The sequence below is a fragment of the Saccharopolyspora sp. CA-218241 genome (assembly GCF_050954615.1).
Taxonomy (GTDB): Bacteria; Actinomycetota; Actinomycetes; order Mycobacteriales; family Pseudonocardiaceae; genus Saccharopolyspora; species Saccharopolyspora cebuensis.
Genome location: NZ_CP191860.1, coordinates 4160136 through 4183940, shown reverse-complemented (window position 1 = coordinate 4183940; position 23805 = coordinate 4160136). Strand labels below are relative to the sequence as shown.

Below are 23805 nucleotides of genomic sequence, written 5' to 3'. Positions count from 1 at the left end.
GCTAGCGAACGTGAGTACGGTTCAACGAACGCGGTGGTGGCACGATCGGCTGGTCCGCGACGCCCTGTCGATGGCCGCGGCCATGGCGATCGTGGGCGCCTCCCTGGGGGCGATCGCGGTCGGCAAGGGCGTCCCGCTCTGGCTGATCACGCTGATGGGCGCGGTGGTCTTCGCCGGCGGGTCGGAGTTCATGGTGGTCGGCCTGGTGACCGCGGGCGCCGCGCCGGTGACCGCGGTGCTCGGCGGGCTGATGCTCAACGCCCGGCACTTCCCGTTCGGCCTGGCGGTCGGCGGGCTGCTCGACCGGGGATGGCCGAGCAGGCTGCTCGGCAGTCACCTCATGGTCGACGAATCGGTGGCCTTCGCGCTGGCCCAGCCCACCGAGCCGGAGCGCAAGCGCGCGTACTGGCTGGTCGGCATCGCCCTGTACCTGGCGTGGGCGCCGTCGGTGTTCGTCGGCGGCCTGCTGGGCGCCCGGATCGGCGACCCGGCGGTGCTCGGGCTGGACGCGGCGCTGCCCGCCGCGCTGCTGGCCCTGATCACGCCCGCCCTGCGGGAGCACCGGACGCTGCGGGCGGTCGCCCTGGGCGCCCTGGTCGCGGTGGCGACCACGCCGCTGCTGCCCGAGGGGCTGCCGGTGGTGGCCGGGCTGGTCGGGCTCGCCGCCGCGCTGCCGCTGCCGAAGGGGGTGGCCGCCCGATGACGGTGGGGATCGTACTCGCGCTGGCCGCGGGGACCTACGCGATGCGGCTGGCCGGGCCGCTGCTGCGCGGCCGGGTGGAGTTCTCGCCGCGCTGGGAGCAGCTCATGTCGATCGCCGCGATGGTGCTGCTCGGCGGGTTCGTGGCCACCAGCACCGCGTTCGAGGGCGGCGACCTGGCCGGCTGGGCCCGGTTCGCCGGGGTGGCCGTCGGCGGCGTGCTGGCCTGGCGCAAGGCGCCGTTCGTGCTGGTCGTGGTCGCCGCGGCGGCGACCACCGCGCTGCTGCGGGTGGTCGGCCTGAGCTGATCGAGATCGAGGAGGAGACGTGCAGGTGAGGAACGCCCGGCCGGTGATCGGGGTGCTGGCCCTGCAAGGCGGGGTGGCCGAGCACCTCACCGCGCTGGAGCGCGCCGGGGCGCTGGCCCGCCCGGTCCGCCGGCCCGAGGAGCTGGCCGAGGTGCACGGCATCGTGCTGCCCGGCGGGGAGTCCACCACCATGTCCCGGCTGCTCGACGCCTTCGAACTGACCGAGCCGCTGCGCGCCCGGCTGGCCGCCGGGCTGCCCGCCTACGGCTCCTGCGCCGGGATGGTGCTGTTGGCCCGCGAGGTCCAGGACGACCGGGCGGTGCGCCCGCTGGGCGCGCTGGACGTGGTGGTGCGGCGCAACGCCTTCGGCAGGCAGGTCGATTCCTTCGAGACCGATCTGGACGTGCGCGAGGTGGGCCGGGTGCGCGGGGTGTTCATCCGGGCCCCGTGGGTCGAGTCGGCGGGGCCCGCGGTCGAGGTGCTGGCCACCGCCGGACACCCCGAGGTGCCCGACGCGTCGGCCCCGGCGGCGCCCGCCGGTAGGATCGTCGCGGTTCGGCAGGCACGCGTGCTCGCCACCGCCTTCCACCCGGAGCTGGTCGGCGGGGACGAACGCGTGCACCGCCATTTCGTGCAGACCGTCCGCGCGCGGTGACGCTCGCCGTCGGCGTGCGGGCGAACAACGACGGAGGACAGATGAGCGGCCACTCGAAGTGGGCCACCACCAAGCACAAGAAGGCCGCCGTCGACGCCAAGCGCGGCAAGCTGTTCGCGAAGCTGATCAAGAACGTCGAGGTTGCCGCGCGGACCGGCGGTGGTGATCCGGAGGGCAATCCGACCCTCTACGACGCCATCCAGAAGGCCCGGAAGAACTCGGTGCCGACGGACAACATCGAGCGCGCGCGCAAGCGCGGCGGCGGCGAGGAGGCGGGCGGCGCCGACTGGCAGACCATCATGTACGAGGGATACGGCCCCAGCGGGGTCGCCGTGCTGGTGGAGTGCCTGACCGACAACCGCAACCGCGCCGCGGGCGACGTGCGCACCGCGATGACCCGCAACGGCGGCTCGATGGCCGACGCGGGCTCGGTGTCCTACCTGTTCACCCGCCGCGGCGTCGTGCTGCTGCCGAAGAACGGCCTCGGCGAGGACGACGTGCTCGGTGCGGTGTTGGAGGCCGGCGCGGAGGAGGTCAACGACCTCGGCGAGAGCTACGAGGTGCTGGCCGACCCGTCCGACCTGGTCGACGTCCGCAAGGCGTTGCAGGCGGCGGGCATCGAGTACGACTCGGCCGAGCTGAGCTTCCTGGCCTCGGTGAACGTGCCGCTGGACGCCGACGCCGCCCGCAAGGTGTTCAAGCTGATCGACGCGCTGGAGGACTGCGACGACGTGCAGAACGTCTACGCCAACTTCGACGTGTCCGATGAGGTCATGGCCCAGGTCGACGCGTAGAAGTCGGCGTTCCGCCCTGTGTCAGATTCCACGTGTCCGACGAGGTCATGGCCCAGGTCGACGCCTGATCGCCGGAGCGCCCCGGTCGACGGGTGTGGGCCACCGCACCCGGCCCGGCCGTCCGGGCCGTCCCGCGGTGCGCGGCAGGCAGAATGGCGCCGTGGTGGACGAGGAGCTGCGGAAGTGGTTGGTCGACACCGCCGAGCGCGAGGGCGCGGCGGTGGTGCAGGTCGCCGGGGACGAGGGCGGTGCCCCGTTCGCGTTCTCGGTGGGTGCCTGGCGCCGGTTCGGCAAGCCGGAGGTGGTCGTGATCGGGCTGCCGCCGGAGGTCGCGCAGTCGGTCATCGGCCAGTACGTGCGGCGGGTGTCGGCCGGGGAGCGGTTCGCCCCCGGGCAGCTCTACGAGGGCTTCCTGCGGGGCTGCCCGGTCACCTTCGAGCGCATCGACCACCGGCACTACCCGGAGTACCTGGGCAGCGCGTTCGTGGTCTACGGCGGTGACGACTTCCCCGCGGTGCAGCTCATCGTCGCCAGCCCGGAGGAGGGCCGCTTCCCCTGGGACGACGACGCGCCCGGCGGCTTCCGCGAGTACCAGCCGGTGCTGACCGCCAGCGGGGCCCCGGAGAGCTGGCGGCCCGGCGTCGACGGACCCTGATCGCGTCGGCATGTCGGACCCGGGGCGGTGATCCCGGTCGGCTAGGCTTCGAACGGGTGTTCACGGCCGGAGTCGTCAGGTCAGCGGGGGAGTCAGCTCATGGTGCGGGTGCTCGGCGTCGACCCCGGGTTGACCCGGTGCGGCCTCGGCGTGGTCGACGGCCGGGGCCGGAAGCTGAGCTGCGTGGCCGTCGGCGTGGCGCGGTCCCCGGTGGACGACGACCTGGCGCTGCGGCTGCGGACGGTGGCCGAGGTGGTCGAGGACTGGATGGACACCCACCGCCCGGAGGTCGTGGCGATCGAGCGGGTGTTCAGCCAGCACAACGTGCGCACCGTGATGGGCACCGCGCAGGTCTCCGGGGTCGTGGCGCTGGCCGCCGCGCGCCGCGACCTCCCGGTGGCCTTCCACACCCCCAGCGAGGTCAAGGCCGCGATCAGCGGATCGGGCCGGGCCGACAAGAAGCAGGTGACCGCGATGGTCACCAGGATCCTCGGGCTCGCCGCGGCGCCCAAGCCCGCCGACGCCGCCGATGCGCTGGCCCTGGCCGTCTGCCACCTGTGGCGGGCGCCGATGGTGGAGCGCTTGGCGGCGGTGGAGGCCAAGGCCGCCGAACTGGCCCGCAACCACCGCGCGCGGCTGCAGGCGGCGCAGCGCTCGGCACGGAACGGAGGTCGACCGTGATCTCAACGGTGCGCGGCCCGGTGCTCTCCATCGGTCTCGATCACGCGGTGGTCGAGGTCGGCGGGGTCGGGTTCGCCGTCCACGCCACCCCGGCGACGCTGGCGGGGCTGCGCCGGGGCGAGGAGTCCCGGCTGTGGACCTCGCTGGTCGTCCGGGAGGACTCGCTGACCCTGTACGGCTTCCCCGACGCCGAGTCGCGGGACCTGTTCGGCCTGCTCCAGACGGCGTCCGGGGTGGGCCCCCGGCTGGCCCTGGCGACGCTGGCCGTGCTCACCCCCGACCAGCTCTGCCACGCGCTCGGCGACGGCAACCTGACGGTGCTCACCCAGGTCCCCGGCATCGGCCGCAAGAGCGCCGAACGGCTGGTCCTGGAACTGCGGGACAAGGTCGGCGCGGTGGTCTCGCCCGCGCCGTCGGGGCCGGACCGCGGGCGGCTGCGGACCGAGGTCTCCGAGGCCCTGGTCGGCCTCGGCTTCTCCGCCAAGCAGGCCGAGCAGAGCGTGGAGGCGGTGCTGGCGGCCGGGCACGACGGGCTGGACAACTCGGCGGTGCTGCGCGAGGCCCTGACCAAGCTGGGCCCGAAGTGAGGCGGGCATGACCGAGCTCGACGAGGACGGCCCGAGGCGCGACGAGGTCGCCCTGGACCCGCACCGGCAGGCCACCGAGCAGGACGTCGAACGCACCCTGCGCCCGCACCACCTGGCGGAGTTCATCGGTCAGCCCCGCGTCCGCGAGCAGCTCGAACTGGTGCTGCGCGGGGCGCTGAACCGGGGCGACCAGCCCGACCACGTGCTGTTCTCCGGACCACCGGGCCTGGGCAAGACCAGCCTCGCCATGATCATCGCCGCCGAGCTGGGCGCCGCGATCCGGGTCACCTCCGGCCCCGCGCTGGAACGCCCCGGCGACCTCGCGGCGATGCTGTCCAACCTCGCCGAGGGCGACGTGCTGTTCATCGACGAGATCCACCGCATCGCCCGCCCGGCCGAGGAGATGCTGTACCTCGCGATGGAGGACTACCGGGTCGACGTGGTGGTCGGCAAGGGCCCCGGGGCCACCAGCATCCCGCTGGAGATCGCGCCGTTCACGCTGGTCGGGGCGACCACCCGGTCCGGCGCGCTGACCGGCCCGCTGCGCGACCGGTTCGGCTTCACCGCGCACATGGAGTTCTACGTCCCGGCGGAGCTGGAGCAGGTGCTCCGGCGCTCGGCGGGCATCCTCGGGGTGGACCTGCGCGACGACGGGGCGGTGGAGATCGCGCGCCGCTCCCGGGGCACGCCGCGCATCGCCAACCGGTTGCTGCGCCGGGTCCGGGACTACGCGGAGGTGCGCTCCGACGGCGCGGTCACCCGCGAGATCGCCCGGGCCGCGCTGGAGGTCTACGACGTCGACGAGATCGGCCTGGACCGGCTGGACCGCGCGGTGCTGGGCGCCCTGGTCCACTCCTTCGGCGGTGGCCCGGTGGGGATCTCCTCGATGGCCGTCGCGGTGGGCGAGGAGTCCACCACCGTCGAGGAGGTCTGCGAGCCGTTCCTGGTGCGCGCCGGGCTGCTCGCCCGCACCCCGCGCGGCCGGGTCGCCACCGCCGCGGGCTGGGCGCACCTGGGCCTGCCGGCGCCGGAGAACGCCCCGGGCGGGCAATCAGCGACCCTGTTCGACGTCTGATCCCCGCGCCCCGGAACGGCGGTCCGCGCGAACGGCGCGCGGTGCGAGTCCCGGTAGGTGAGGGGCACCCTTGCCGTCGTTGGTACATCAGGAGGCGATCCCGCAGCGAGAAGGCCGCTGAGGTTCCGCTACCCGCACCGCCACGCAGGCCATTGGCGAAAGCGGTCCTTACTTGGGCAAGGGCGCCCCTCGCTCATGTCCCGAAGGGGTGGCGGGCCTGGTGCGCGGGTGGTGCTGGTGAGAAGGCACACCCGGGCCTGGCGCGGCGGTCGCGGGGCTGTTCGGGGCGGCCCCGAGCTGCTGCTGGGGGCCGCGCGACCGCTGCTGGGAGCCGAGCGCTCGGCGACAGGTGCTGAGGCGGAGGAGTAGGGTGCCCGCTACCTCCAGTTGACCTGGCACACTGGAGGTTGTACATCCGAACAATTCGGGCGCAGTGCTGCGAGGGCTGGGCCCTTAGCGTCCGCTGAAACGGAGCACGATGGAATCCCTGATCTTCCCCCTGCTGATCGTCCTGCTCGCCGTTCCGCTGTTCCTGCAGGCGCGCAAGCAGAAGCGCGCGATGCAGGAGCAGCAGAAGCTGCAGAACTCGCTGACCGCGGGTGACCGGGTGATGACCACTTCCGGCGTCTTCGGCACCGTCGTGGCCACCGCCGACGACAGCATCGAGCTGGAGCTGGCCCCCGGCCTGACCACCACCTGGGTGCGCGCCGCCGTGCGCGAGAAGGTCGTCGACCAGGCCGCCGCGGAGCAGCCGGTCGAGACCGCCGACGCCGATGAAGTCGAGGACACCGGCAAGACCGAGGACGCGGGCAAGGCCGCTGCCGACGACAAGGCCGCCGAGACCGACAAGGTCGCCGAGCCGGAGCAGCAGAAGGCGAACTGAGCGGGTTCGGTGCCCGGGCGGTGCCGGTGGAACGACCGGCGCCGCTCTGGAACGCCACCGAGCCGACCCCGCCGAACCGTCCGCACCCGAAGGGCGGCTCCGGCCGCCACCGGGTGCCGGACCGGTTCGCGCCGGGACCCGTCGCGCCAGGCAGTGCTGCCTGGCGCGCACCTGTGCCGACCCCCGGCGACCCCGGGTGACCAGCGGTGCACCTCCGGTTAGCACCCCGCGGCGGAGGGACCGCGCACCCGGCCTGTCAGACTGAGGGGCGGATTTCCGCGTCGTCCGCCGGGCTGGCGCGGTCTGGAGACGTAGATCGTGGACGGGAGACGGACGCACCGTGGCACCTCCGGCCGGGCAGATCCGCCCAGGGCGTTATCTCGGGATCTTCGCGCTGATCGTGGTGGCGCTGTACTCGCTGGTCTTCTTCACCGGCGACGGCAAGCCCACCCCCAAGCTCGGGATCGACCTGCAGGGCGGCACCCGCGTCACGCTCACCGCCCGCACTCCCGACGGCGCCCCGCCCACCAACGAGTCGCTGGAACAGGCGCGGCAGATCATCGAGACCCGCGTCAACGGCATGGGCATCAGCGGCTCCGAGGTGACCCAGGACGGTTCGAACCTGGTCATCACGGTCCCCGGTGCGGGCGGTGAGCAGGCCAAGCAGCTCGGCCAGACCGCGGAGCTGAACTTCCGCAAGGTCACCACCGCCGTCCCGGTGCAGCCGGCGCCGCCGGGCACCACGCCGCAGAACGCCGCTCCCGCGCAGGCCCCGTCGCCCGAGGACCAGCAGCGGCTCATCGAGGAAGCCAAGTCCACCCGGCAGAGCACCGATCCGGCCGTGCTGCAGCAGGCGTTGCAGACCCTGGACTGCGGAGCCGAGGACCCGCTGCGCGGCAACGACGACCCGACGCGCCCGCTGGTCACCTGCGACCAGGAGGGCACCGCGAAGTACCTCCTGGAACCCGTCTTCCTCCAGGGCGAGCAGGTCGCCGACGCGATGGCCCAGCCGCCGCAGCCGCAGAGCGGCCAGGGCTGGACGGTCAACCTCGAGTTCAAGAGCGAGGGCGCCAAGAAGTGGGCGGACTTCACCTCCGCCAACGTCGGCCAGCAGGCCGCCTTCGTGCTCGACACCGAGGTGGTGTCGGCGCCCAGCATCGAGACCGCGCTGCTGGGCGGCAACGCGATGATCTCCGGCCAGTTCAACCAGCAGAGCGCCACCGAGCTCGCCGAGATCCTCAAGTACGGCTCGCTGCCGCTGGCCTTCGACCAGTCCGAGGCGGAGACGGTCTCGGCCACCCTCGGCGTCGCCTCGCTGGAGGCCGGGCTCATCGCGGGCGGTATCGGCCTGGCGCTCGTCGCGGTCTACTGCCTGTTCTACTACCGCCTGCTGGGCATCCTGACGATCCTGTCGCTGGTGCTCTCCGGCGGCATCGTCTACGCGGTGCTCGTGCTGCTGGGGCGATGGGTCGGGTTCACCCTCGACCTCGCCGGGGTGGCCGGGTTCATCATCGCCATCGGCATCACGGCGGACTCGTTCATCGTGTTCTTCGAACGGCTCAAGGACGAGATACGCGAGGGACGCACGTTCCGCTCGGCGGTGCCGCGGGCGTGGCCGCGCGCCCGGCGCACCATCCTGTCGGCGGACACGGTCAGCTTCCTGGCCGCCGCGGTGCTGTACGTGCTCGCGGTGGGGCAGGTCAAGGGCTTCGCCTTCACCCTCGGCATGTCCACCGTCCTCGACCTGGTCGTGGTGTTCCTGGTGACGCACCCGCTGGTCGCGATGGCCTCCAAGAACAAGTTCCTGTCCAAGCCCTCGGTTTCCGGGCTCGGTGCGGTGCAGCGGATCGGCGACCGGGCTCGCGCCGCTCGCCGCCGGACGGGTCAGCCGACGACCGCCGAGGAGGCGTGACGTGACGACCCCAGGGAACGAGCAGCGGACCAGCATCTTCCACCGGCTCTACACCGGCACCGGCGCGTTCGACATCATCGGCAAGCGCGCCCGCTGGTACGTGTCGCTGGGCCTGCTGGTGCTCATCTGCCTCGGCGCCGTCGGGTTCAAGGGCTTCAACCTCGGCATCGACTTCGAGGGCGGCACCAAGATCCAGATGCCCGCCGTCGGCGCGCAGGGCCCGATCGAGGACGACGAGGTCCGGGCCTCCTTCGAGGAGGCGCTGGGCCAGCCCGCCGAGACCGTCCAGACGGTCGGCGCGGGGGACAGCCAGAGCATCCAGATCCGGACCGAGTCGCTGGACGCCGCCGAGGTCTCGCAGGTCAAGGAGGCGCTGTTCGCCGACCTGCGGCCGTTGGACGTCCAGGGGCAGCCGAACCCGGCGGTGATCAGCGACAGCGCGGTCAGCGGCACCTGGGGCGGTGAGATCACCCAGCAGGCGCTGATCGCGCTCGGCGTGTTCCTGGTGCTGGTGACGGTCTTCCTGGCGTTCTACTTCGAGCGCTGGATGGCGGTCGCGGCGCTGGCCTCGCTGCTGCACGACGTCGTGGTCACCGCGGGCATCTACTCGCTGATCGGGTTCGAGGTCACGCCCAGCACCGTGATCGGTCTGCTCACCATCCTGGGCTTCTCGCTGTACGACACCGTGGTGGTCTTCGACAAGGTCAAGGAGAACACCCGGGGCCTGCTGAGCACGACGCGGCGGACCTACGCCGAGGCGGCGAACCTGGCGGTCAACCAGACCCTGGCGCGCTCGATCAACACCTCGGTCATCGCGCTGCTGCCGGTCGCCGGTCTGCTGGTGGTGGGCTCCGGGCTGCTCGGCGTCGGCGTGCTCCGGGACCTCGCGCTGGTCCAGCTCATCGGGATGCTGGCCGGGGTGATCTCGTCGATCCTGCTGGCCACGCCGCTGCTGGTGGACTTCAAGGAGCGGGACCCGAAGTACCGCGAGCACGCCGCCAAGGTGCTGGCGCGCCGCGAGCGGGCCGCGGCCAAGGAGGCCGGGATCGAGCCGCCGGAGCGCCCCGCCGTCGCGGCGGGCACCGCGAGCGGCCGCCGGGCCCAGCGGTCGAACGGCAAGCCCGCGGCCGGTTCGGGCAAGACCCCGACCGGGAAGACGCGGCAGCCGTCGGGCAAGCGGCGGCGTTGAGCAGGAGGAGTGCGGGTTCCGTGCAGGTGGTGGACCAGACCGACAGCGCGTTGCGCGCGGCGGCCGAGCTGGTCCGGGAGGTCCCGGACTTCCCGGAGCCGGGAGTGCTGTTCCGCGACATCAGCCCGATGCTCGCCGACGGTCCGGCGCTGGCCGCCGTGGTCGGGGCGCTCGGGCGCGACTACCGGTTCGACGTGGTCGCCGGGGTCGAGGCGCGCGGGTTCCTGCTCGGCGCCGCGGTCGCCCAGGCCGCCGGTACCGGGGTGATCGGGCTGCGCAAGCCCGGCAAGCTGCCGGAGGTCGCCGACCGCGTGGACTACACCCTGGAGTACGGGCGCGCGACCCTGGAACTGCCCGCGGGCACGCTGCGGGCCGGGCAGCGGGTGCTGGTGGTGGACGACGTGCTCGCCACCGGCGGCACCCTGGGTGCGGCGTGCCGGCTGGTCCGGCAGGCGGGCTCCGAGGTCGCCGCCGCGGCGGTGGTGCTGGAGCTGACCGCGCTGGAAGGTCGCGACAAGATCGCCGGGGAGGAGATCCGCGCGCTGCTCAGCGTGTGACCTGGACCACCCGTTCGGGTGGGTGTCCGATCGGTCCGGCCGATCGGTGGCGTGCCGGTCCCCAGCGCCAGGGGACCGCTGGGCGTTTCACACCCGCACCAGGGAAGGCCGATCACTCGGATGGCGTTATTCTCGACGTCTGGGTCCCAGGAACGAGACCACGACGCCTTTGTGCCGGGAGCGTGCGTTGAGCCAACACGTCGAGTCCCCCGCTTCGGCGAGCGCGCCGCTCGCCGATCCGCGCCCCGCCTCGGCGACGCGACGTGTCCGGGCCCGGTTGGCCCGCCGGATCACCGCGCAGCGGGCGGCGCAGGTCAAGCAGGTGCTCGAACCGCTGGCCGCGGTGCACCGCGACCTGCACCCGCAGGCCGACCTCGGGTTGCTCCAGCGGGCCTACGACGTCGCCGAGGACAAGCACGCCAGCCAGCGCCGCAAGTCCGGCGACCCCTACATCACCCACCCGCTCGCGGTGGCCACCATCCTGGCCGAGCTGGGCATGGACACCACCACGCTCATCGCCGGGCTGCTGCACGACACGGTGGAGGACACCGACTACTCGCTGGAGCGGCTCGGCGACGAGTTCGGCGAGGAGGTGGCGCACCTGGTCGACGGCGTCACCAAGCTGGACAAGGTCAAGCTGGGCGCCGCCGCGGAGGCCGAGACCATCCGCAAGATGGTCATCGCGATGGCCCGCGATCCCCGGGTGCTGGTGATCAAGCTGTCCGACCGGCTGCACAACATGCGCACCATGCGCTTCCTGCCGCCGGAGAAGCAGGCCCGCAAGGCCCGCGAGACGCTGGAGGTGCTGGCGCCGCTGGCCCACCGGCTCGGCATGGCCACGATCAAGTGGGAGCTGGAGGACCTGGCCTTCGCCATCCTCCAGCCCAAGAAGTACGACGAGATCGTCCGACTGGTGGCCAACCGGGCCCCGTCGCGGGACACCTACCTGCGCACCGTCGTCGACGAGCTGTCCGGGCAGCTCGACACCGCGCGGCTGTCGGCCAAGGTCGAGGGCCGCCCGAAGCACTACTACTCGATCCACCAGAAGATGATCGTGCGCGGGCGCGACTTCGACGACATCCACGACCTGGTGGGCGTGCGCATCCTGGTCGACGAGGTGCGCGACTGCTACGCGGCGATGGGCGTGGTGCACGCGCTGTGGCAGCCGATGCCCGGGCGGTTCAAGGACTACATCGCCCAGCCCCGCTTCGGCGTCTACCAGTCGCTGCACACCACGGTGATCGGCCCGGAGGGCAAGCCGCTGGAGGTGCAGATCCGCACCCACGAGATGCACCGCACCGCCGAGTACGGCATCGCGGCGCACTGGCGGTACAAGGAGACCAAGGGCCGCAACGGCGGTCAGGCGGGCGTCGAGGTCGACGAGATGGCCTGGATGCGCCAGCTCCTCGACTGGCAGCGGGAGGCCGCCGACCCCGGCGAGTTCCTGGAGTCGCTGCGCTACGACCTGGCCACCCGGGAGATCTTCGTCTTCACGCCCAAGGGCGACGTGATCACGCTGCCCTCCGGGTCGACGCCGGTCGACTTCGCCTACGCCGTGCACACCGAGGTCGGGCACCGCTGCATCGGCGCCCGGGTGAACGGCCGGCTCGTCGCGCTGGAGCGCAAGCTGGAGAACGGCGAGGTCGTCGAGATCTTCACCTCCAAGGCGGAGGGGTCGGGCCCGAGCCGGGACTGGCTGTCGTTCGTGGCCTCGCCGCGGGCCAAGGCCAAGATCAAGCAGTGGTTCGCCAAGGAGCGCCGGGAGGAGGCGATCGAGTCCGGCAAGGACGCGATCGCCAAGGAGATCCGCCGCCTCGGGCTGCCGGTGCAGCGGTTGGTCTCGGCCGAGTCGCTGGGCGCGGTGGCCCACGAACTGCACTACGTCGACGTCACCGCCCTCTACGCGGCCGTCGGGGAGCGCCAAGTCTCCGCCCAGCACCTCGTGCAGCGCCTGGTGACCATGATCGGCGGGCCGGAGCAGGCCGCCGACGAGATCGCCGAGCGGTCCACCCCGTCGACGCTGGAGGGGGGCCGCCGGACGCGCGGTGATTCCGGCGTGGTGGTCAAGGACGTCGACAACGTGTGGACCAAGCTGGCCCGCTGCTGCACCCCGGTGCCCGGCGACGAGATCCTCGGGTTCATCACCCGCGGCGGCGGGGTGAGCGTGCACCGCACCGACTGCACCAACGCCGACGAGCTGCGCACGCAGCCGGAACGGCTGGTCGAGGTGCACTGGGCGCCCTCTGCCTCGTCGGTGTTCCTGGTGGCCATCCAGGTCGAGGCGCTGGACCGGCACCGGTTGCTCTCCGACGTCACGAAGGTGCTCGCCGACGAGCGGGTCAACATCCTCTCGGCCTCGGTGACCACCTCGAAGGACCGGGTGGCGGTGAGCCGGTTCTCCTTCGAGATGGGCGACCCGAAGCACCTGGGCCACGTGCTCAAGGCGGTGCGCAACATCGAGGGCGTGTACGACGTGTACCGGGTGACGTCCGCGGCCTGATCGGGTTTTCCGGGCCGGATCTCCTTGCCCGGCCCCCCGGCGGCTGGCAGCGTTCGGATGTCGCTCGCGGTGGGTGGGCGGCTGGTCCGGGGTGGTGCGCGTGCACCACCCCGGATTCTTGGCCCTGCGGTCCCCCGCGTGCCGGGTGGCTCAAGCGGGTGAGGGGCACCTTCATCCGACCATGCCGGATGCAGGTGCCCCTCACTCGGCTCCCGAACAGGTGGGTCAGGCGTTGACGACGACGTCCTCGAAGGTGACGTCGACGTTGGGCTTGCCGCCTCCCGCGGAGGAGTCGAAGGAGCCGTCGTGGCCCTGCCGGGCGACCTCGTCGATGACCTGCAGCCCCTCCTCGGAGATGGTGCCGAACACCGTGTAGTCCGGCGGCAGCGGAGCCTCCCCGTAGACCATGAAGAACTGGCTGCCGTTGGTGTTCGCACCGGAGTTGGCCATGGCCAGGTAGCCGCGGCCGTACTGGAGCTCGGGGAAGGTCTCGTCGTCGAAGGCGTAGCCGGGGCCGCCGGTGCCCTGGCCGGTCGGGTCGCCGCACTGGAGCATCTGCAGGCCCTCGGTGCTGATCCGGTGGCAGGAGGTCTGGTCGAAGTAGTTCTGCTCGGCCAGGCTCACGAAGCTGTTCACCGCGCACGGGGCCAGCGCGCGGTCCAGCGTCACCGGGATCTCGCCCTGGCTGGTCCGCATCGTGACGCCGACGGTCCCGGTCGAGGAGACCTCGCCGCCCTCGGGCGGCTGCACCGGCTTGGCGGGTTCGCCCTCGGGGCGGTACTCGCAGCTCACCGGGTCGGGCAGCGGGGTCGGCCGGGACGGCGGCGGGGCGAGCTCGGTCGGGATCTGGATCTCCGGCTGCGCCGGGGGTGGCGGCGCCGCCGCCGGGGTGTCCTCGCCGCTCCTGGTGAAGTAGAAGACGCCCACGACGACCACGATCACCACCGCGATCGTGGTGCCTGCCGTGATCATCCGGCGTCGCTTGGCCTGCGCGGCGCGCCGCTCGAGCTGGCGTTCGAGCTTGCGCTTGGCCGCCTGGCGGCGTTGCTCGTTGCTGGGCACCTGCTCCCTCCCCGGGCCTTGGTGATGTTGTCGCGGGGAGTTTATGGGGCCGCTCGCCGGTTGAACCTGAGAGCCCTCCTCAGGTTCGGCGAGCCATGCGGCGTCCGCCCCGGGAGCGGGGACGATAATCTGGACGTCGACCCGGGCAGCCGGGTCCGACACGTCGTCGTAGGTGGAAAGGTCGCCCCGTGCTAGTCCTCGGCTTCCCGGTCGGACCGCTGCAGGCCAACTGCTACGTGCTCGCCCCGGGGCGCGGTGGGCCCTGCGTGGTGGTCGACCCCGGGCAGGACGCCCTGGAACCGCTGGCCGAGCAGTTCGCCGAGAACGAGCTGACCCCGGCCGGGGTGCTGCTCACGCACGGCCACTTCGACCACGTCTTCAGCGCGGGCGAGCTGGGCGAGCGCTACGGGATCGCCTCCTGGCTGCACCCCGCCGACCGCCACATGCTCACCGACCCGGGCGCGGCGCTGGGCCCCGCCGGGCGGCAGCTCTTCGGCGACGGGCTGCGGATGAGCGCGCCCGCCGAGGTGCACGAGCTGGTGCCGGGCACCCCGGTCGAGGTCGCCGGGCTGCGCTTCGACGTCGCCCACACCCCGGGCCATACCGGCGGGTCGGTGCTCTACGGCATCGAGGCCGAGGAGGGCGGGCGGCTGCTGCTGTCCGGCGACACCCTCTTCGCCGGTGCGATCGGGCGCACCGACCTGCCCGGCGGTGACCACGACCGGATGCTGGCCAGCCTGGCCGAGGAGATCCTCCCGCTGGCCGACGACGTGGTGGTGCTGCCGGGCCACGGACCGACGACGACCATCGGGCGCGAGCGCGCGGGCAACCCCTTCCTGCAGGGCCTGCCCGCTGCCGACGCCGTGACGAGGACAGAGAACCCCCGCTGATGAGCACCTTCACCGCCCCCAAGGGCATCCCCGAGTACTTCCCGCCGGAATCGGCCGCGTTCCTGGCGGTCCGCGACACCCTGGCGGACGCCGCCCGGCGCGCCGGGTACGGCTACATCGAGCTGCCGCTGTTCGAGGACACCGTGCTGTACGCGCGGGGCGTCGGCGAGTCGACCGACGTGGTCAGCAAGGAGATGTACACCTTCGCCGACCGCGGCGGCCGGTCGGTCACGCTGCGCCCGGAGGGCACCGCCGGGGTGATCCGCTCGGTCATCGAGAACGGCCTGGACCGCGGCCAGCTCCCGGTGAAGCTGCACTACGGCGGGGCCTTCTTCCGCTACGAGCGGCCGCAGGCCGGTCGGTACCGGCAGCTCCAGCAGGTCGGGGTGGAGGCCATCGGGGTGGACGACCCGGCACTGGACGCCGAGGTGATCGCCATCGCCGACGAGGGCTACCGGCGGCTCGGCCTGACCGGCTTCCGCATCGAGCTGACCTCGCTCGGCGACAGCACCTGCCGCCCCGCCTACCGGGCCAAGCTCCAGGAGTTCCTGCGCGGGCTGCCGCTGGACGAGGCGACCCGGCAGCGCGCCGAGCTCAACCCGCTGCGGGTGCTCGACGACAAGCGGCCCGAGGTGCGCGAGCTGGTCGCCGACGCGCCGCTGATGGTCGACCACCTCTCGGCCGAGTCGAAGGAGCACTACGAGCAGGTCAAGGAGCACCTGCGGGCGCTCGGGGTGGCCTTCGCCGAGAACCCCATGATGGTCCGGGGGCTCGACTACTACACCAAGACGACCTTCGAGTTCGTCCACGACGGGCTCGGCGCCCAGTCCGGCATCGGCGGCGGTGGCCGCTACGACGGGCTGATGGCCGAGCTCGGCGGGCAGGAGTTCTCCGGCGTCGGCTTCGGCCTCGGGGTGGACCGCACCCTGCTGGCCTGCGAGGCCGAGGGGCTCACCGTGGGCGACCGGACGCGCTGCGACGTCTACTGCGTGCCGCTGGGCGAGGCCGCCAAGGCCCGGTTGGTCGCCGCCGCGGGCGGGCTGCGGCGCGCCGGGGTCCGGGTCGACCTCGCCTACGGCGGCAAGGGCCTCAAGGGCGCGATGAAGGCCGCCGACCGGTCCGGTGCCCGCTACGCGCTGGTGCTCGGCGAACGCGACCTGGAGTCCGGCGCGGCCCAGCTCAAGGAGCTGACCACCGGCGAGCAGCGGTCGGTGCCGCTGGACTCGCTGGTCGAGGTGGTCACCGAGGCCGTGGCGCGATGAGCACCGACGAGCCGGTCGCGCTCGACCTGCTGGACCGCAGGACCATCCGCGCCCGGGCGCGCAACGTGGCCATCGCCGCGCTGCTGGTCGGCGCGGCGCTCGGCGGTGTCGTCGGCCTGTTCGCGGGTCCGTTCGGCTTCGGCCTCACGTTCGCGGTCGTGGCGCTGCCGCTGCTGCTGCTGGCCTTCGCCGAGGCCCGCAAGACGGTGCGGCTGTCCGGCACCGAGGTGTCGGTGACGGCGGTGGGCACCCGGGTGGTGGAGCTGAAGACGGTCGACCGGCTGGCCGTGTTCGTCACCGACATGCGCGGTGCCCGCACGGTGAACCTGCTGGTCGGCGGGCCGCCGAAGGGCAAGGCGATCAGCATCTCGCTGGCCATGTACGCCGGGACCGGCGGTCGGGAGCTCGGCGTGTACGCGCTGCGCAGGCTCGCCGACGCGCTGGCCGCCATCGGTGACACCCGGGCGCTGGTGCTCTCCGAGCTGATCGTCGCGCAACTGCGCGCCGAGGCCCGGGGCGACGCGGCGCCCGACCGCCCGCTGTACCGGCTCGCCTCGGCCGCCCCGGAGGGCCGCGTCGCCCAGCAGCTGCACCCCGATGCCGTCGCCCGCTTCGTCGCCGAACTCGGCTGAGCGCGCTCCGGCGAACGGGTGACACCCGCGGTCGGTTGGTTTGGCGCGGCTCCGCGTCGTCGATCCGGGTGAGGCGACGATGACGACGTAGGCGGAGGTGGTCCGTGCCGGGCTTCGCGCTGTCCGAATTCCCGCCGCTGGCGCTCGGTTTCTTCGGCCTGGGCACCGGTTATCTGATCTGGGGACCGCAGGAGTTGTTCGGGTTCCCACCGCGGAGCCCGTCGGTGGACCGGACGGTGGGCACCTGGGGCATCTGGATGCCCGGGTTCTGCCAACTGGTCACCGGGCTCATCCTCTTCGGCGGGCTGACCTGGTTCCCGGTGTTCGACGAACCACCGCTGTACATGGCGGCGCTGGCGTTCTCGGCCTACGGCATCCACTGGTTCTCGCTGGGGTGGAACCGCTACCGGGGCAACGACCCGCAGCCGAACGCGGGCATGGCGGTGGCCTTCGCGCTGCTGTCCATCCTCGGCATCATCGTCTTCTTCAGCGCCGGGGAATGGCCGGTCGGCGTGCTGTTCGTCGGCTTGACCTGGGTCTACCTCAGCGAGGTGTTCGCCAGCATCGGCAAGTCGGCCGCCGAGCGCTCGCTGGGCCTGGCGCACACCCTCACCGGCCTGTGGCTGATGTACCTGACGTACGCGGCGGTGCTCAACCTCGCCCTCGGGTACCAGCTTCCGCTGAACTGATCTCCGAGGCGCGGCGGAGCACCGGCATCGCCGCGCCCCGCTTCGCGCCGCGGGCCACCCGTTCGGCCACCGTGCCACCGGAGCCCGTGCCGTCGGTGGTGGGGGGCGCCTCCCGCACCGCGACCGCGGCGGCGATCGCGGTGGTGATCGGCACCGCCGCGATCAGCCCGATGCTGCCGACCAGGGTGCGCACCACCTCCTGCGCCACCGCCTGCGAGCTGACGATCTCGGCGAAGCTGCGGCCGGACAGCGAGTAGGCCAGCAGCAGCGGCAGCGCGGTGCCCGCGTAGGCGAGCACGAGGGTGTTCACCGCCGAGGCCACGTGATCGCGCCCGATCTGCAACCCGGCGGCGTAGAGCCGGCCGAACGGCAGCGTCGGGTTGGCGCGGCGCAGCTCCCACACCGCGCTGGTCTGGGTGACGGTGACGTCGTCGAGCACGCCCAGCGCGCCGATCACGATCCCGGCCAGCAGCAGACCGCGGGCGTCGATCTCGGTGCCCAGGGTGCCGATCAGGTTGGTGGTGTTCTCGTCCAGCCCGGTGAGCCGGGTCGCCGCCGAGAACAGGGCGCTGAGCAGCCCGATCAGGCTGAGGCTGAGCAGGGTGCCGAGCACCGCCGTCGAGGTCCGCGCCGAGAACCCGTGCGTGGTGTACAGCACCACGAACATGATCAACCCGGCGCCCACCACGGCCACCAGCAGCGGGTCGCGTCCGGCCAGGATGGACGGCAGCACGAACACCACGATCAGCAGGAACGTGATGCCCAGCGCGACCAGCGCGGCGAGGCCCTGCCAGCGGCCGAGCACCAGCACGGCGGCGGCGAAGACCAGCCCCAGCACCAGCAGCGGCATCTCCCGCTGGAAGTCCACGACCTGGTACGACGAGGCCCGCTCCGGGTTGGCGCCCGCGTAGCTGAGCACGATCCGGTCGCCGACGCCGAACTCCGGCGTGCTCGGCCCGGTCGGCATCACCTGCTCGATGGTCTCGCCGGGCCGGGGGCCGTCGGTCATCCGGATGCGCAGCTCGACGCAGTCGTCGGCCGCCGGTCCGGTGGCGCCGCTGGTGCACGGGCCGGCCTGGGCGGCGACCACCTCGCCCCGCACCGGGTGCTGCCCGAGCCCCAGGTCCGCGCCGGTGCTGCGCTCCTGCCCGAACGGGTGCAGCAGCAGCACCCCGAGCACCGCGGCCAGCGCGAACGGCACCAGTGCCAGCGCCAGCAGCCGCTTCACCTTCCGCGACGAGGGCGGCGCGGTCCCGTGGCCGTGGCCATGACCGTGGCCGTGCCCGTGACCGTGCCCGCGACCCGGCGCGCTCGACCGGCGGGCGGCCCGGCGCCTTCCCCGGCGGTGCGCGGGCGGTTCGGCGGGAGGCTGCTCAGTCACCCGGCAATTATGGGCGCCAAGGCCCCGCACCACCCCGAAGAGGGGCATCAGGATCACATCGCCGCCGCACCACCCGAACGAGGACCAGGTGAGGGGCCCCCTTGCCCGAGTTGGGACTGCTTTCAGAATGGCTTGCGTGGCGGTGCGGGTGGCGGAACCTCAGCGGTCTTCTCGCTCCGGGAGCCGTTCCTGATGCACCGAACACGGACACGGCGTCACGGCTGTCCTCGCGAGAAGACCGCTGAGAACCCGCCGCGGTGCACGCTGCGTGCCTCACCGCATGCGGCTCCGCCGCATTCTGAAAAGGACCCCCAACCGGGACAAGGGTGCCCCTCACCCAAATCCCTATCGGGCGACCGCCACCTGTTCGGGTGGTGCGTGAGGGGCGCCTTCATCCGGCATAGTCGGATGAAGGCGCCCCTCACTCGCTTCCGGAGGTGTCCGCGGGGGCTCGGGTGACTCTTCGGGGTTGGGGGTGAGCCGGTCGAGGAGGGGGCGTGCCGCCTGGAGCAGGGCGTTGGCGGTCTCGTCGGCGGTCCGCCCGGTGGTGTCGAGGACGGTGCGGTCCGCCGCGCGGTGGCGCATCCGGTCCGCTTCGGCCGCGGCCCGCGCCGCCACCCGCCGCTGGACGGCGGTCGGCGCGCCGCGCAGCTCGTCGCCCGCGAGCAGCGGCGCCTCACCCGCGGCCCGGCGCCGGACCCGGTCGGCCAGGGTCGGGGCGTCGGCGTCGAGGTGGACCACGGTGACCGGAGCGCCCGCCAGCGCGGGCGAGTGTTCCGGCGCGGGCTCGCGGACCACGACGAGCAGCGCGCGGGCGCCCGCCCGGTGGTAGCCGCGTCGCAGGGCGGCGAGGTGGGAGGCTTCCAACGCCGGATCGGGCCCGGGGTGGACGAAGCCGAGCTGGCCGAGATCGACGTAGCCGGTCGGGACACCGCGTGTCCAGAGCTCCCGCAGCGCGCGCCACGCGGCGGTCGACTTGCCCACCGCGGTCGCCCCCGTCACGACCACCGCGGGCACCGGTGCGCCGTCGCGGGGCTCGGCGGGCAGCGCGCCGAGCGGTGCGGGACGCACGACGCACCGCTCCAGCAAGGCGTCCACGGTCTCCTCGGGATGCTGTCCGGACGTGTCGAGGACGGTGCCGGGGCCGTCGTGGTCGAGCTGGTCGGCCACGGCGAAGAGTTCGGCCAGCGTCTCGGCCGACGAGCCGCGACCGAGGAACCGCCGCCGCAGCTCCTCCCGGTCGCAGCGGAGCCGCACCAGCGCGAAGTCGACGTGATCGGCCTCGGCCCGGCCTTCGAGGTGCGGCGCGATGCCCCGGAGCGGGTCCACGACACCGGACACGATCACCTGGCGGACACCGCGCTGCCGCAGGGGTTCGAGCATCCGCAGCAGGTTGTCGGCCTTGATCCGGTGGCTCGCGGAACCCCCGCCCGGGGGCGGCCCGACCAGCCCGAGCTGGTCGATGTCGACGTGCGCCACGCCGCCCCCGACTCCGGCGATGCGCGTGAACAGGCCCCAGCCGGTCGTGGACTTCCCCGTCCCCGGCGCGCCGGAGATCCAGAGCACCCGGGTCCGCTCGCTTTCCACGCCCCGAAGCCTAGGAACCGGGGCAACCGGTTTTCGGTGCCGACGCTGCGAAGATCAGTCCACACCGGACCGTGCGCCACCGCCGAGAGCGGCTGATCCCGGGCATCGATCAGCCGAACGGATGGCCCGACCGGCTGATCTCGTGCTTGCGGACCTGGTCGTCCGCGATGGCGACGGAGCCGGAGGGCGCTGGTGCGATCGCGCGCCAGGTGTCCAGCGCCTCCTGCGACTCCCAGTGCTCGAAGAGGTTCACCCGCCCCGGTTCGGTGGGGTCGGGTGAGATCGACAGGTCGAGACAACCGGGGTACCGGCGCGCCTGCTCCACCAGGTCCCGGTGGCCCGCGACGAACCGGTCCCGCTCGCTCGGGTCCACGTACACCTTCCCCGCGATGATCAGTGCCAAGGTGCTCTTCCTCCTCGCGTTGAGAACGTCCGGGAGGAAGACCGGATTCGCCCGCGAAATTCATCGGCCGCCCGGGCGGGGAACGCGGAAGCGCCCTCCCCGCCGGGGGAGGGCGCTGCGCGGTGCGGGGTCAGCGGTCGTAGCGGCCGGTCTTGATGGCGCCGACGAACGCGGCCCACTGCGGGCCGGTGGTGGTGAAGTACCCGGTGGCGCGGTTCTTGGTGTCGCGGACCGCGGCGCCGTCGGCGACCCTGCCGACCTCGACGCAGCTCGTTTGCTGGGCTGATCGGCTGGACTTGCGCCAGCCGCTAGGTTCCGTGATCACGATGCCCCTTCCAACTCGGTGATTCGCTGGGCAATGACCTTCGAGGACTGGTCGATGCTCATCGCTGCCTGCGCGACGCTATCGACTGCCTGTCGGTAGGCCGCTACATCCTCGGATTCCGAGAGGAACACGGAGGAGCTCACGTGTTCCAGGTGGACGATCGGCGGGGCCTTCGGGAACTCGAAGTAGATGAACGGACCGCCCAGCGCTGCATGCCATGAGGTGAGAGAAGCGGGGATCACCTGGACTGTGACGTTCGCCTGCTCGGCCATCGTGGAGATGTGGTGGAGCTGTTCGGCCATCACATCCTGACCGCCGAGCTGCTTGTGCAGCGCGGACTCCTCGATGAACGCGTGGAAGTCGGGAGCGCCGTTCCGCCGCATCAGGACATCACGGCGGCCGACTCGCATCGCAACGCGGGCATCCACCTCATGTGAGGGCATCCCGCCCATGACGGCACGTGCGTAGTCGGAGGTTTGAAGCAAGCCGGGAATCAAGATCGGCGATATGTCGGTGATCGATGTCGCGGTGCGCTCGAACTCCATCAGGTCGGTCAGTTCGTGGGCGATGCCGAGAGAACCCGCGGAGCCGGATTTGAGCCAGTTGACGCCGGTCACGTGCTCCCGTGCCATCTCGGTAAGGCGCTCGCGTTCGGCTTCGGAGGCGCCGAGCGCGGTCAGGATCGAGGCCACCTCTTCGGGCGACGGCGAGCGAGTGGCCTGTTCATTGCGGGTGTATTTCGAGTGATGGCCGCCGATTCTCTGCGCCAGCTCTCGCACGGTCACCCCGGCGCGCTCCCGAATTTCGCGCAGCTCGGCGCCCAAGGCGCGGTTGCGTGGTGATCCGGACCTGTTGCGGCTCATGCGCCAAGCCTAGAACCCCAGGACTGCCCAGCGGAGGAGGTACCTGAACGGGTCATCGCCACCGTGGCGCACTTGGCGCTAGCGTTGCTGCACCAAATGCTTGGTGCGGAGAGGGTGACAAGAATGAAATTCCGACAGCATCCGTTCGGCTGGGTTCCGGCGGCCGAGCGGCGGCACGCGACGAGGGCGATATGGCGTGATGGTGACGAGATCGCGGCGTTGTGCGGCGAGGTCGTCGTAGCGGTCGACACCACCGAGTCGTGGTTCTGGGGGACGTGCGAGCCGTGCAACGTCGAGGCGCACCGCATCGTGGGCGTGCCGATGCCGGGCGCCCGGCGGCGGGGGACGGGTGCGCTATGACGGCGAACCTGGGGCGGCTGCCGGCGTTCGGCCGCATGGCGCGGATCGTCGGTGGCGGGGCGGTCGACCGGTGAGCGCCCGGACGGGGCCGGTCGCCGCGGGATTGGCGGTGGTGTCGGCCGCGATCGTCGCCGGGCAGGTGGCGGGCGCGGGCTGGGTGGTGGCCGCGGGCGTGCTGGCCAACGTGGGCCTGTTCGCGGTCTCCCGCGGCGGGTGGTCGGGTGGGCGGCCCCGGGTCGGTCGGTACCGGGCCGGTCCGAATCCCGCTCCGAATCCCGGTCCGTATCGGAGTGCTGCCGTGCCCGCCGATCCAGTGATCAGGGGTGCCGAGTCGGCGGTCCCGGAGCGGAGCGCGGCCGGTGCCTGCTGGGCGATTTCGTCGCGCGAGTCGCGCGTCCACCTGAGCCGCGGCGGGGCCGGGCGGTGTGCGACCACCCGCTGCGCGGGGCGTGGCTGGAGCTTCAGGAGCTCGACGGCGTGGTCCGCCCCGGTGAGCACGTGCCGTGCAGCTCCTGCGTGGCGATCGACGGCACGGCGCGGCGGTTCGCCCAAGCGCTCCGGGTCTCGGGTCCGCCGACGCCGACCGGGGCACCGCGGTGGGAGGTGTCCGACCCGATGCGGGAGACGAGACCGCTGCCGAGGCCGATCGAGGCGTGCGCCCCCGCGCGCGCGGCGAACGGCCCCGTGCCCGGAGCCGTCGGGTGAAGGACGGCGCCGGTGGTCGTTCGGGTGGGGTGGGGCACGCGGGGTCGAGTTCGATCTCGAATCTGTGTTCGAATGTCCGTATGCGTTGGGAGGAGCAGCGGACCACCGCGGGGTTGGCGTCGGAGTTGCCGCTCGATCTGCCGGAGCCGGAGCGGCGCGGGGGGCGGGCCGGGTTGCGGTTGCCGGAGCCGGTGCCGATCGAGGCCGGGACCGAGGAGGCCTACGCGATCGAGGTGCGCGCGAAGTCGATCCTGAACCGGGTGCCGGGGGAATCGCACGTGCCGTTCCGGTGGACGGTGAACCCGTACCGCGGCTGCGGGCACGCCTGCCGCTACTGCTTCGCCCGCAACACCCACAGCTACCTCGACCTCGACACCGGGCACGACTTCGACAGCAAGATCGTGGTGAAGGTCAACGCCGGGACGTTGCTGCGCCGCGAGCTGGCCCGGCCGAAGTGGGCGGGCGAGCCCGTCGCGATGGGCACCAACACCGATCCGTACCAGCGCGCCGAAGGCCGCTACGGGTTGATGCGGGAGATCATCGGCGCGCTGCGGGACCGGGCCAACCCGTTCTCCGTCCTCACCAAGGGCACCCTGATCCTGCGCGACCTGGACCTCATCGCGCAGGCCGCCGAGGTCACGGACGTCTCGATCGCGGTCTCCCTCGGCTCGGTCGACGAGGAGCTCTGGCGCGGGGTCGAGCCCGGTGCGCCGTCACCGCTGCGGCGGCTGGACGTGGTGCGCCGGTTCACCGAGGCCGGCATCGGGTGCTCGGTGCTGATGGCGCCGGTCCTGCCCGGGCTCGGCGACGCACCGGAGCGGATCGAGGAGACGGTGGCCGCCCTGGTCGCCGCCGGGGCGCGCTCGATCACGCCGTTGGTGCTGCACCTGCGGCCAGGCGCGCGGGAGTGGTACCGGGCGTGGCTCCAGCGGGAGCACCCCGAACTGCTGCCGCTGTACGCGCGGCTCTACGGCGACGGCTCGTACGCCCCGAAGTCCTACCAGCGCGACGTGGTGCGGCGGGTGACCGAGGCGATGCGGCGGCACGGGCTCGTCGAGCGGCCCCGGGCCGCCGCGGTCCGCTCCGAGGCCGACCGGGACCGGCAGCGGCAGCTCTCGCTGCTGTGAACGCGGTCGCTGATCACCCCGCG

26 protein-coding genes are annotated in these 23805 nt (G+C 72.6%); 20 read left to right on the top strand and 6 right to left on the bottom strand.

The window, feature by feature from the left end:
• Positions 1 to 10: 10 nt before the first annotated feature.
• The 13 genes from ACQP0T_RS19905 to ACQP0T_RS19845 all read left to right on the top strand — a co-directional run bounded on the left by ACQP0T_RS19905 (position 11) and on the right by ACQP0T_RS19845 (position 12496).
• Positions 11 to 703, top strand: a complete 693-nt coding sequence (locus ACQP0T_RS19905; protein WP_433869441.1) for an AzlC family ABC transporter permease — start codon at positions 11 to 13, stop codon at positions 701 to 703.
• Positions 700 to 1008 carry an AzlD domain-containing protein gene (locus ACQP0T_RS19900; protein ID WP_345362351.1) on the top strand — a complete coding sequence of 103 codons (309 nt, stop codon included), beginning with the start codon at positions 700 to 702 and terminating at the stop codon, positions 1006 to 1008. The genes ACQP0T_RS19905 and ACQP0T_RS19900 overlap by 4 nt, the downstream gene beginning before the upstream one ends.
• 25 nt (positions 1009 to 1033) lie before the next feature.
• Positions 1034 to 1663 carry a pyridoxal 5'-phosphate synthase glutaminase subunit PdxT gene (pdxT, locus tag ACQP0T_RS19895; RefSeq protein ID WP_433873787.1) on the top strand — a complete coding sequence of 210 codons (630 nt, stop codon included), beginning with the start codon at positions 1034 to 1036 and terminating at the stop codon, positions 1661 to 1663.
• Between the two features lie 41 nt (positions 1664 to 1704).
• Positions 1705 to 2457, top strand: coding sequence for a YebC/PmpR family DNA-binding transcriptional regulator (locus ACQP0T_RS19890; RefSeq protein ID WP_433869440.1), 753 nt, complete (start codon positions 1705 to 1707; stop codon positions 2455 to 2457).
• A 160-nt stretch (positions 2458 to 2617) separates the two neighbouring features.
• Positions 2618 to 3112: a DUF4262 domain-containing protein gene (locus ACQP0T_RS19885; protein ID WP_345362345.1), complete on the top strand. Its 495-nt coding sequence runs from the start codon at positions 2618 to 2620 to the stop codon at positions 3110 to 3112.
• Between the two features lie 102 nt (positions 3113 to 3214).
• Positions 3215 to 3793: a crossover junction endodeoxyribonuclease RuvC gene (ruvC, locus tag ACQP0T_RS19880; RefSeq protein WP_433873785.1), complete on the top strand. Its 579-nt coding sequence runs from the start codon at positions 3215 to 3217 to the stop codon at positions 3791 to 3793.
• Positions 3790 to 4380 (top strand): Holliday junction branch migration protein RuvA, encoded by a 591-nt coding sequence (gene ruvA, locus ACQP0T_RS19875; protein ID WP_345362342.1) that lies wholly within the window; start codon positions 3790 to 3792, stop codon positions 4378 to 4380. Before ruvC ends, ruvA begins: the two co-directional genes overlap by 4 nt.
• Before the next feature lie 7 nt (positions 4381 to 4387).
• Complete coding sequence (gene ruvB / locus ACQP0T_RS19870; protein WP_433869439.1) at positions 4388 to 5455, top strand: Holliday junction branch migration DNA helicase RuvB; 1068 nt, start codon at positions 4388 to 4390, stop codon at positions 5453 to 5455.
• Between the two features lie 478 nt (positions 5456 to 5933).
• A complete protein-coding gene (gene yajC, locus ACQP0T_RS19865) occupies positions 5934 to 6338 on the top strand; it encodes a preprotein translocase subunit YajC (RefSeq protein WP_433869438.1) in 405 nt (134 codons plus the stop codon).
• 340 nt (positions 6339 to 6678) lie between these two features.
• Positions 6679 to 8250 carry a protein translocase subunit SecD gene (gene secD, locus ACQP0T_RS19860; protein ID WP_433869437.1) on the top strand — a complete coding sequence of 524 codons (1572 nt, stop codon included), beginning with the start codon at positions 6679 to 6681 and terminating at the stop codon, positions 8248 to 8250.
• Position 8251: 1 nt separating this feature from the next.
• Entirely contained in the window at positions 8252 to 9439 is a 1188-nt protein-coding gene (gene secF, locus ACQP0T_RS19855; protein WP_433869436.1) for a protein translocase subunit SecF, read from the top strand.
• A gap of 20 nt (positions 9440 to 9459) precedes the next feature.
• Entirely contained in the window at positions 9460 to 9996 is a 537-nt protein-coding gene (locus ACQP0T_RS19850) for an adenine phosphoribosyltransferase (protein ID WP_433869435.1), read from the top strand.
• Positions 9997 to 10183: 187 nt separating this feature from the next.
• Complete coding sequence (locus ACQP0T_RS19845) at positions 10184 to 12496, top strand: RelA/SpoT family protein (protein WP_433869434.1); 2313 nt, start codon at positions 10184 to 10186, stop codon at positions 12494 to 12496.
• A gap of 225 nt (positions 12497 to 12721) precedes the next feature.
• On the opposite strand, the gene ACQP0T_RS19840 is transcribed toward ACQP0T_RS19845, so the two are convergent.
• Entirely contained in the window at positions 12722 to 13558 is an 837-nt protein-coding gene (locus ACQP0T_RS19840; protein ID WP_433869433.1) for a peptidylprolyl isomerase, read from the bottom strand.
• 188 nt (positions 13559 to 13746) lie between these two features.
• Between ACQP0T_RS19840 and ACQP0T_RS19835 the strand changes: the two genes are divergently transcribed.
• From ACQP0T_RS19835 to ACQP0T_RS19820, 4 genes are all read left to right on the top strand, one after another.
• Positions 13747 to 14448 carry an MBL fold metallo-hydrolase gene (locus tag ACQP0T_RS19835; protein WP_433869432.1) on the top strand — a complete coding sequence of 234 codons (702 nt, stop codon included), beginning with the start codon at positions 13747 to 13749 and terminating at the stop codon, positions 14446 to 14448.
• A complete protein-coding gene (gene hisS / locus ACQP0T_RS19830) occupies positions 14448 to 15710 on the top strand; it encodes a histidine--tRNA ligase (RefSeq protein ID WP_433869431.1) in 1263 nt (420 codons plus the stop codon). Before ACQP0T_RS19835 ends, hisS begins: the two co-directional genes overlap by 1 nt.
• Entirely contained in the window at positions 15707 to 16342 is a 636-nt protein-coding gene (locus ACQP0T_RS19825) for a hypothetical protein (RefSeq protein WP_433869430.1), read from the top strand. Before hisS ends, ACQP0T_RS19825 begins: the two co-directional genes overlap by 4 nt.
• Before the next feature lie 104 nt (positions 16343 to 16446).
• Entirely contained in the window at positions 16447 to 17031 is a 585-nt protein-coding gene (locus ACQP0T_RS19820; RefSeq protein WP_433869429.1) for a hypothetical protein, read from the top strand.
• Here ACQP0T_RS19820 and ACQP0T_RS19815 read toward each other — a convergent pair.
• The 5 genes from ACQP0T_RS19815 to ACQP0T_RS19795 form a co-directional block, all read right to left on the bottom strand.
• Positions 16994 to 18259: a YibE/F family protein gene (locus tag ACQP0T_RS19815; protein ID WP_433869428.1), complete on the bottom strand. Its 1266-nt coding sequence runs from the start codon at positions 18257 to 18259 to the stop codon at positions 16994 to 16996. The two genes, ACQP0T_RS19820 and ACQP0T_RS19815, sit on opposite strands and share 38 nt — an antisense overlap.
• 498 nt (positions 18260 to 18757) lie before the next feature.
• Complete coding sequence (locus tag ACQP0T_RS19810) at positions 18758 to 19999, bottom strand: AAA family ATPase (RefSeq protein WP_433869427.1); 1242 nt, start codon at positions 19997 to 19999, stop codon at positions 18758 to 18760.
• 109 nt (positions 20000 to 20108) lie between these two features.
• A complete protein-coding gene (locus tag ACQP0T_RS19805) occupies positions 20109 to 20402 on the bottom strand; it encodes a putative quinol monooxygenase (protein ID WP_433869426.1) in 294 nt (97 codons plus the stop codon).
• Between the two features lie 130 nt (positions 20403 to 20532).
• Positions 20533 to 20727, bottom strand: a complete 195-nt coding sequence (locus tag ACQP0T_RS19800) for a DUF397 domain-containing protein (protein ID WP_433869425.1) — start codon at positions 20725 to 20727, stop codon at positions 20533 to 20535.
• Positions 20724 to 21590, bottom strand: coding sequence for a helix-turn-helix domain-containing protein (locus ACQP0T_RS19795; protein ID WP_433869424.1), 867 nt, complete (start codon positions 21588 to 21590; stop codon positions 20724 to 20726). Before ACQP0T_RS19795 ends, ACQP0T_RS19800 begins: the two co-directional genes overlap by 4 nt.
• Before the next feature lie 123 nt (positions 21591 to 21713).
• Between ACQP0T_RS19795 and ACQP0T_RS19790 the strand changes: the two genes are divergently transcribed.
• The 3 genes from ACQP0T_RS19790 to ACQP0T_RS19780 all read left to right on the top strand — a co-directional run bounded on the left by ACQP0T_RS19790 (position 21714) and on the right by ACQP0T_RS19780 (position 23782).
• Positions 21714 to 21950, top strand: a complete 237-nt coding sequence (locus ACQP0T_RS19790) for a zinc finger protein (protein ID WP_433869423.1) — start codon at positions 21714 to 21716, stop codon at positions 21948 to 21950.
• Between the two features lie 423 nt (positions 21951 to 22373).
• Positions 22374 to 22655 carry a hypothetical protein gene (locus ACQP0T_RS19785; RefSeq protein WP_433869422.1) on the top strand — a complete coding sequence of 94 codons (282 nt, stop codon included), beginning with the start codon at positions 22374 to 22376 and terminating at the stop codon, positions 22653 to 22655.
• Between the two features lie 80 nt (positions 22656 to 22735).
• Positions 22736 to 23782: an Rv2578c family radical SAM protein gene (locus tag ACQP0T_RS19780; RefSeq protein ID WP_433869421.1), complete on the top strand. Its 1047-nt coding sequence runs from the start codon at positions 22736 to 22738 to the stop codon at positions 23780 to 23782.
• Positions 23783 to 23805: the final 23 nt, after the last annotated feature.

What these genes read in the sequence shown, in the direction of transcription:
- ACQP0T_RS19900 (WP_345362351.1), top strand. Translation starts at nt 700, where the DNA reads ATGACGGTGGGGATCGTACTCGCGCTGGCCGCGGGGACCTACGCGATG.
- ACQP0T_RS19890 (WP_433869440.1), top strand. Translation starts at nt 1,705, where the DNA reads ATGAGCGGCCACTCGAAGTGGGCCACCACCAAGCACAAGAAGGCCGCC.
- ruvB (WP_433869439.1), top strand. Translation starts at nt 4,388, where the DNA reads ATGACCGAGCTCGACGAGGACGGCCCGAGGCGCGACGAGGTCGCCCTG.
- yajC (WP_433869438.1), top strand. Translation starts at nt 5,934, where the DNA reads ATGGAATCCCTGATCTTCCCCCTGCTGATCGTCCTGCTCGCCGTTCCG.
- hisS (WP_433869431.1), top strand. Translation starts at nt 14,448, where the DNA reads ATGAGCACCTTCACCGCCCCCAAGGGCATCCCCGAGTACTTCCCGCCG.
- ACQP0T_RS19825 (WP_433869430.1), top strand. Translation starts at nt 15,707, where the DNA reads ATGAGCACCGACGAGCCGGTCGCGCTCGACCTGCTGGACCGCAGGACC.
- ACQP0T_RS19795 (WP_433869424.1), bottom strand. Translation starts at nt 21,590, where the DNA reads ATGAGCCGCAACAGGTCCGGATCACCACGCAACCGCGCCTTGGGCGCC.
- ACQP0T_RS19790 (WP_433869423.1), top strand. Translation starts at nt 21,714, where the DNA reads ATGAAATTCCGACAGCATCCGTTCGGCTGGGTTCCGGCGGCCGAGCGG.
- ACQP0T_RS19780 (WP_433869421.1), top strand. Translation starts at nt 22,736, where the DNA reads ATGCGTTGGGAGGAGCAGCGGACCACCGCGGGGTTGGCGTCGGAGTTG.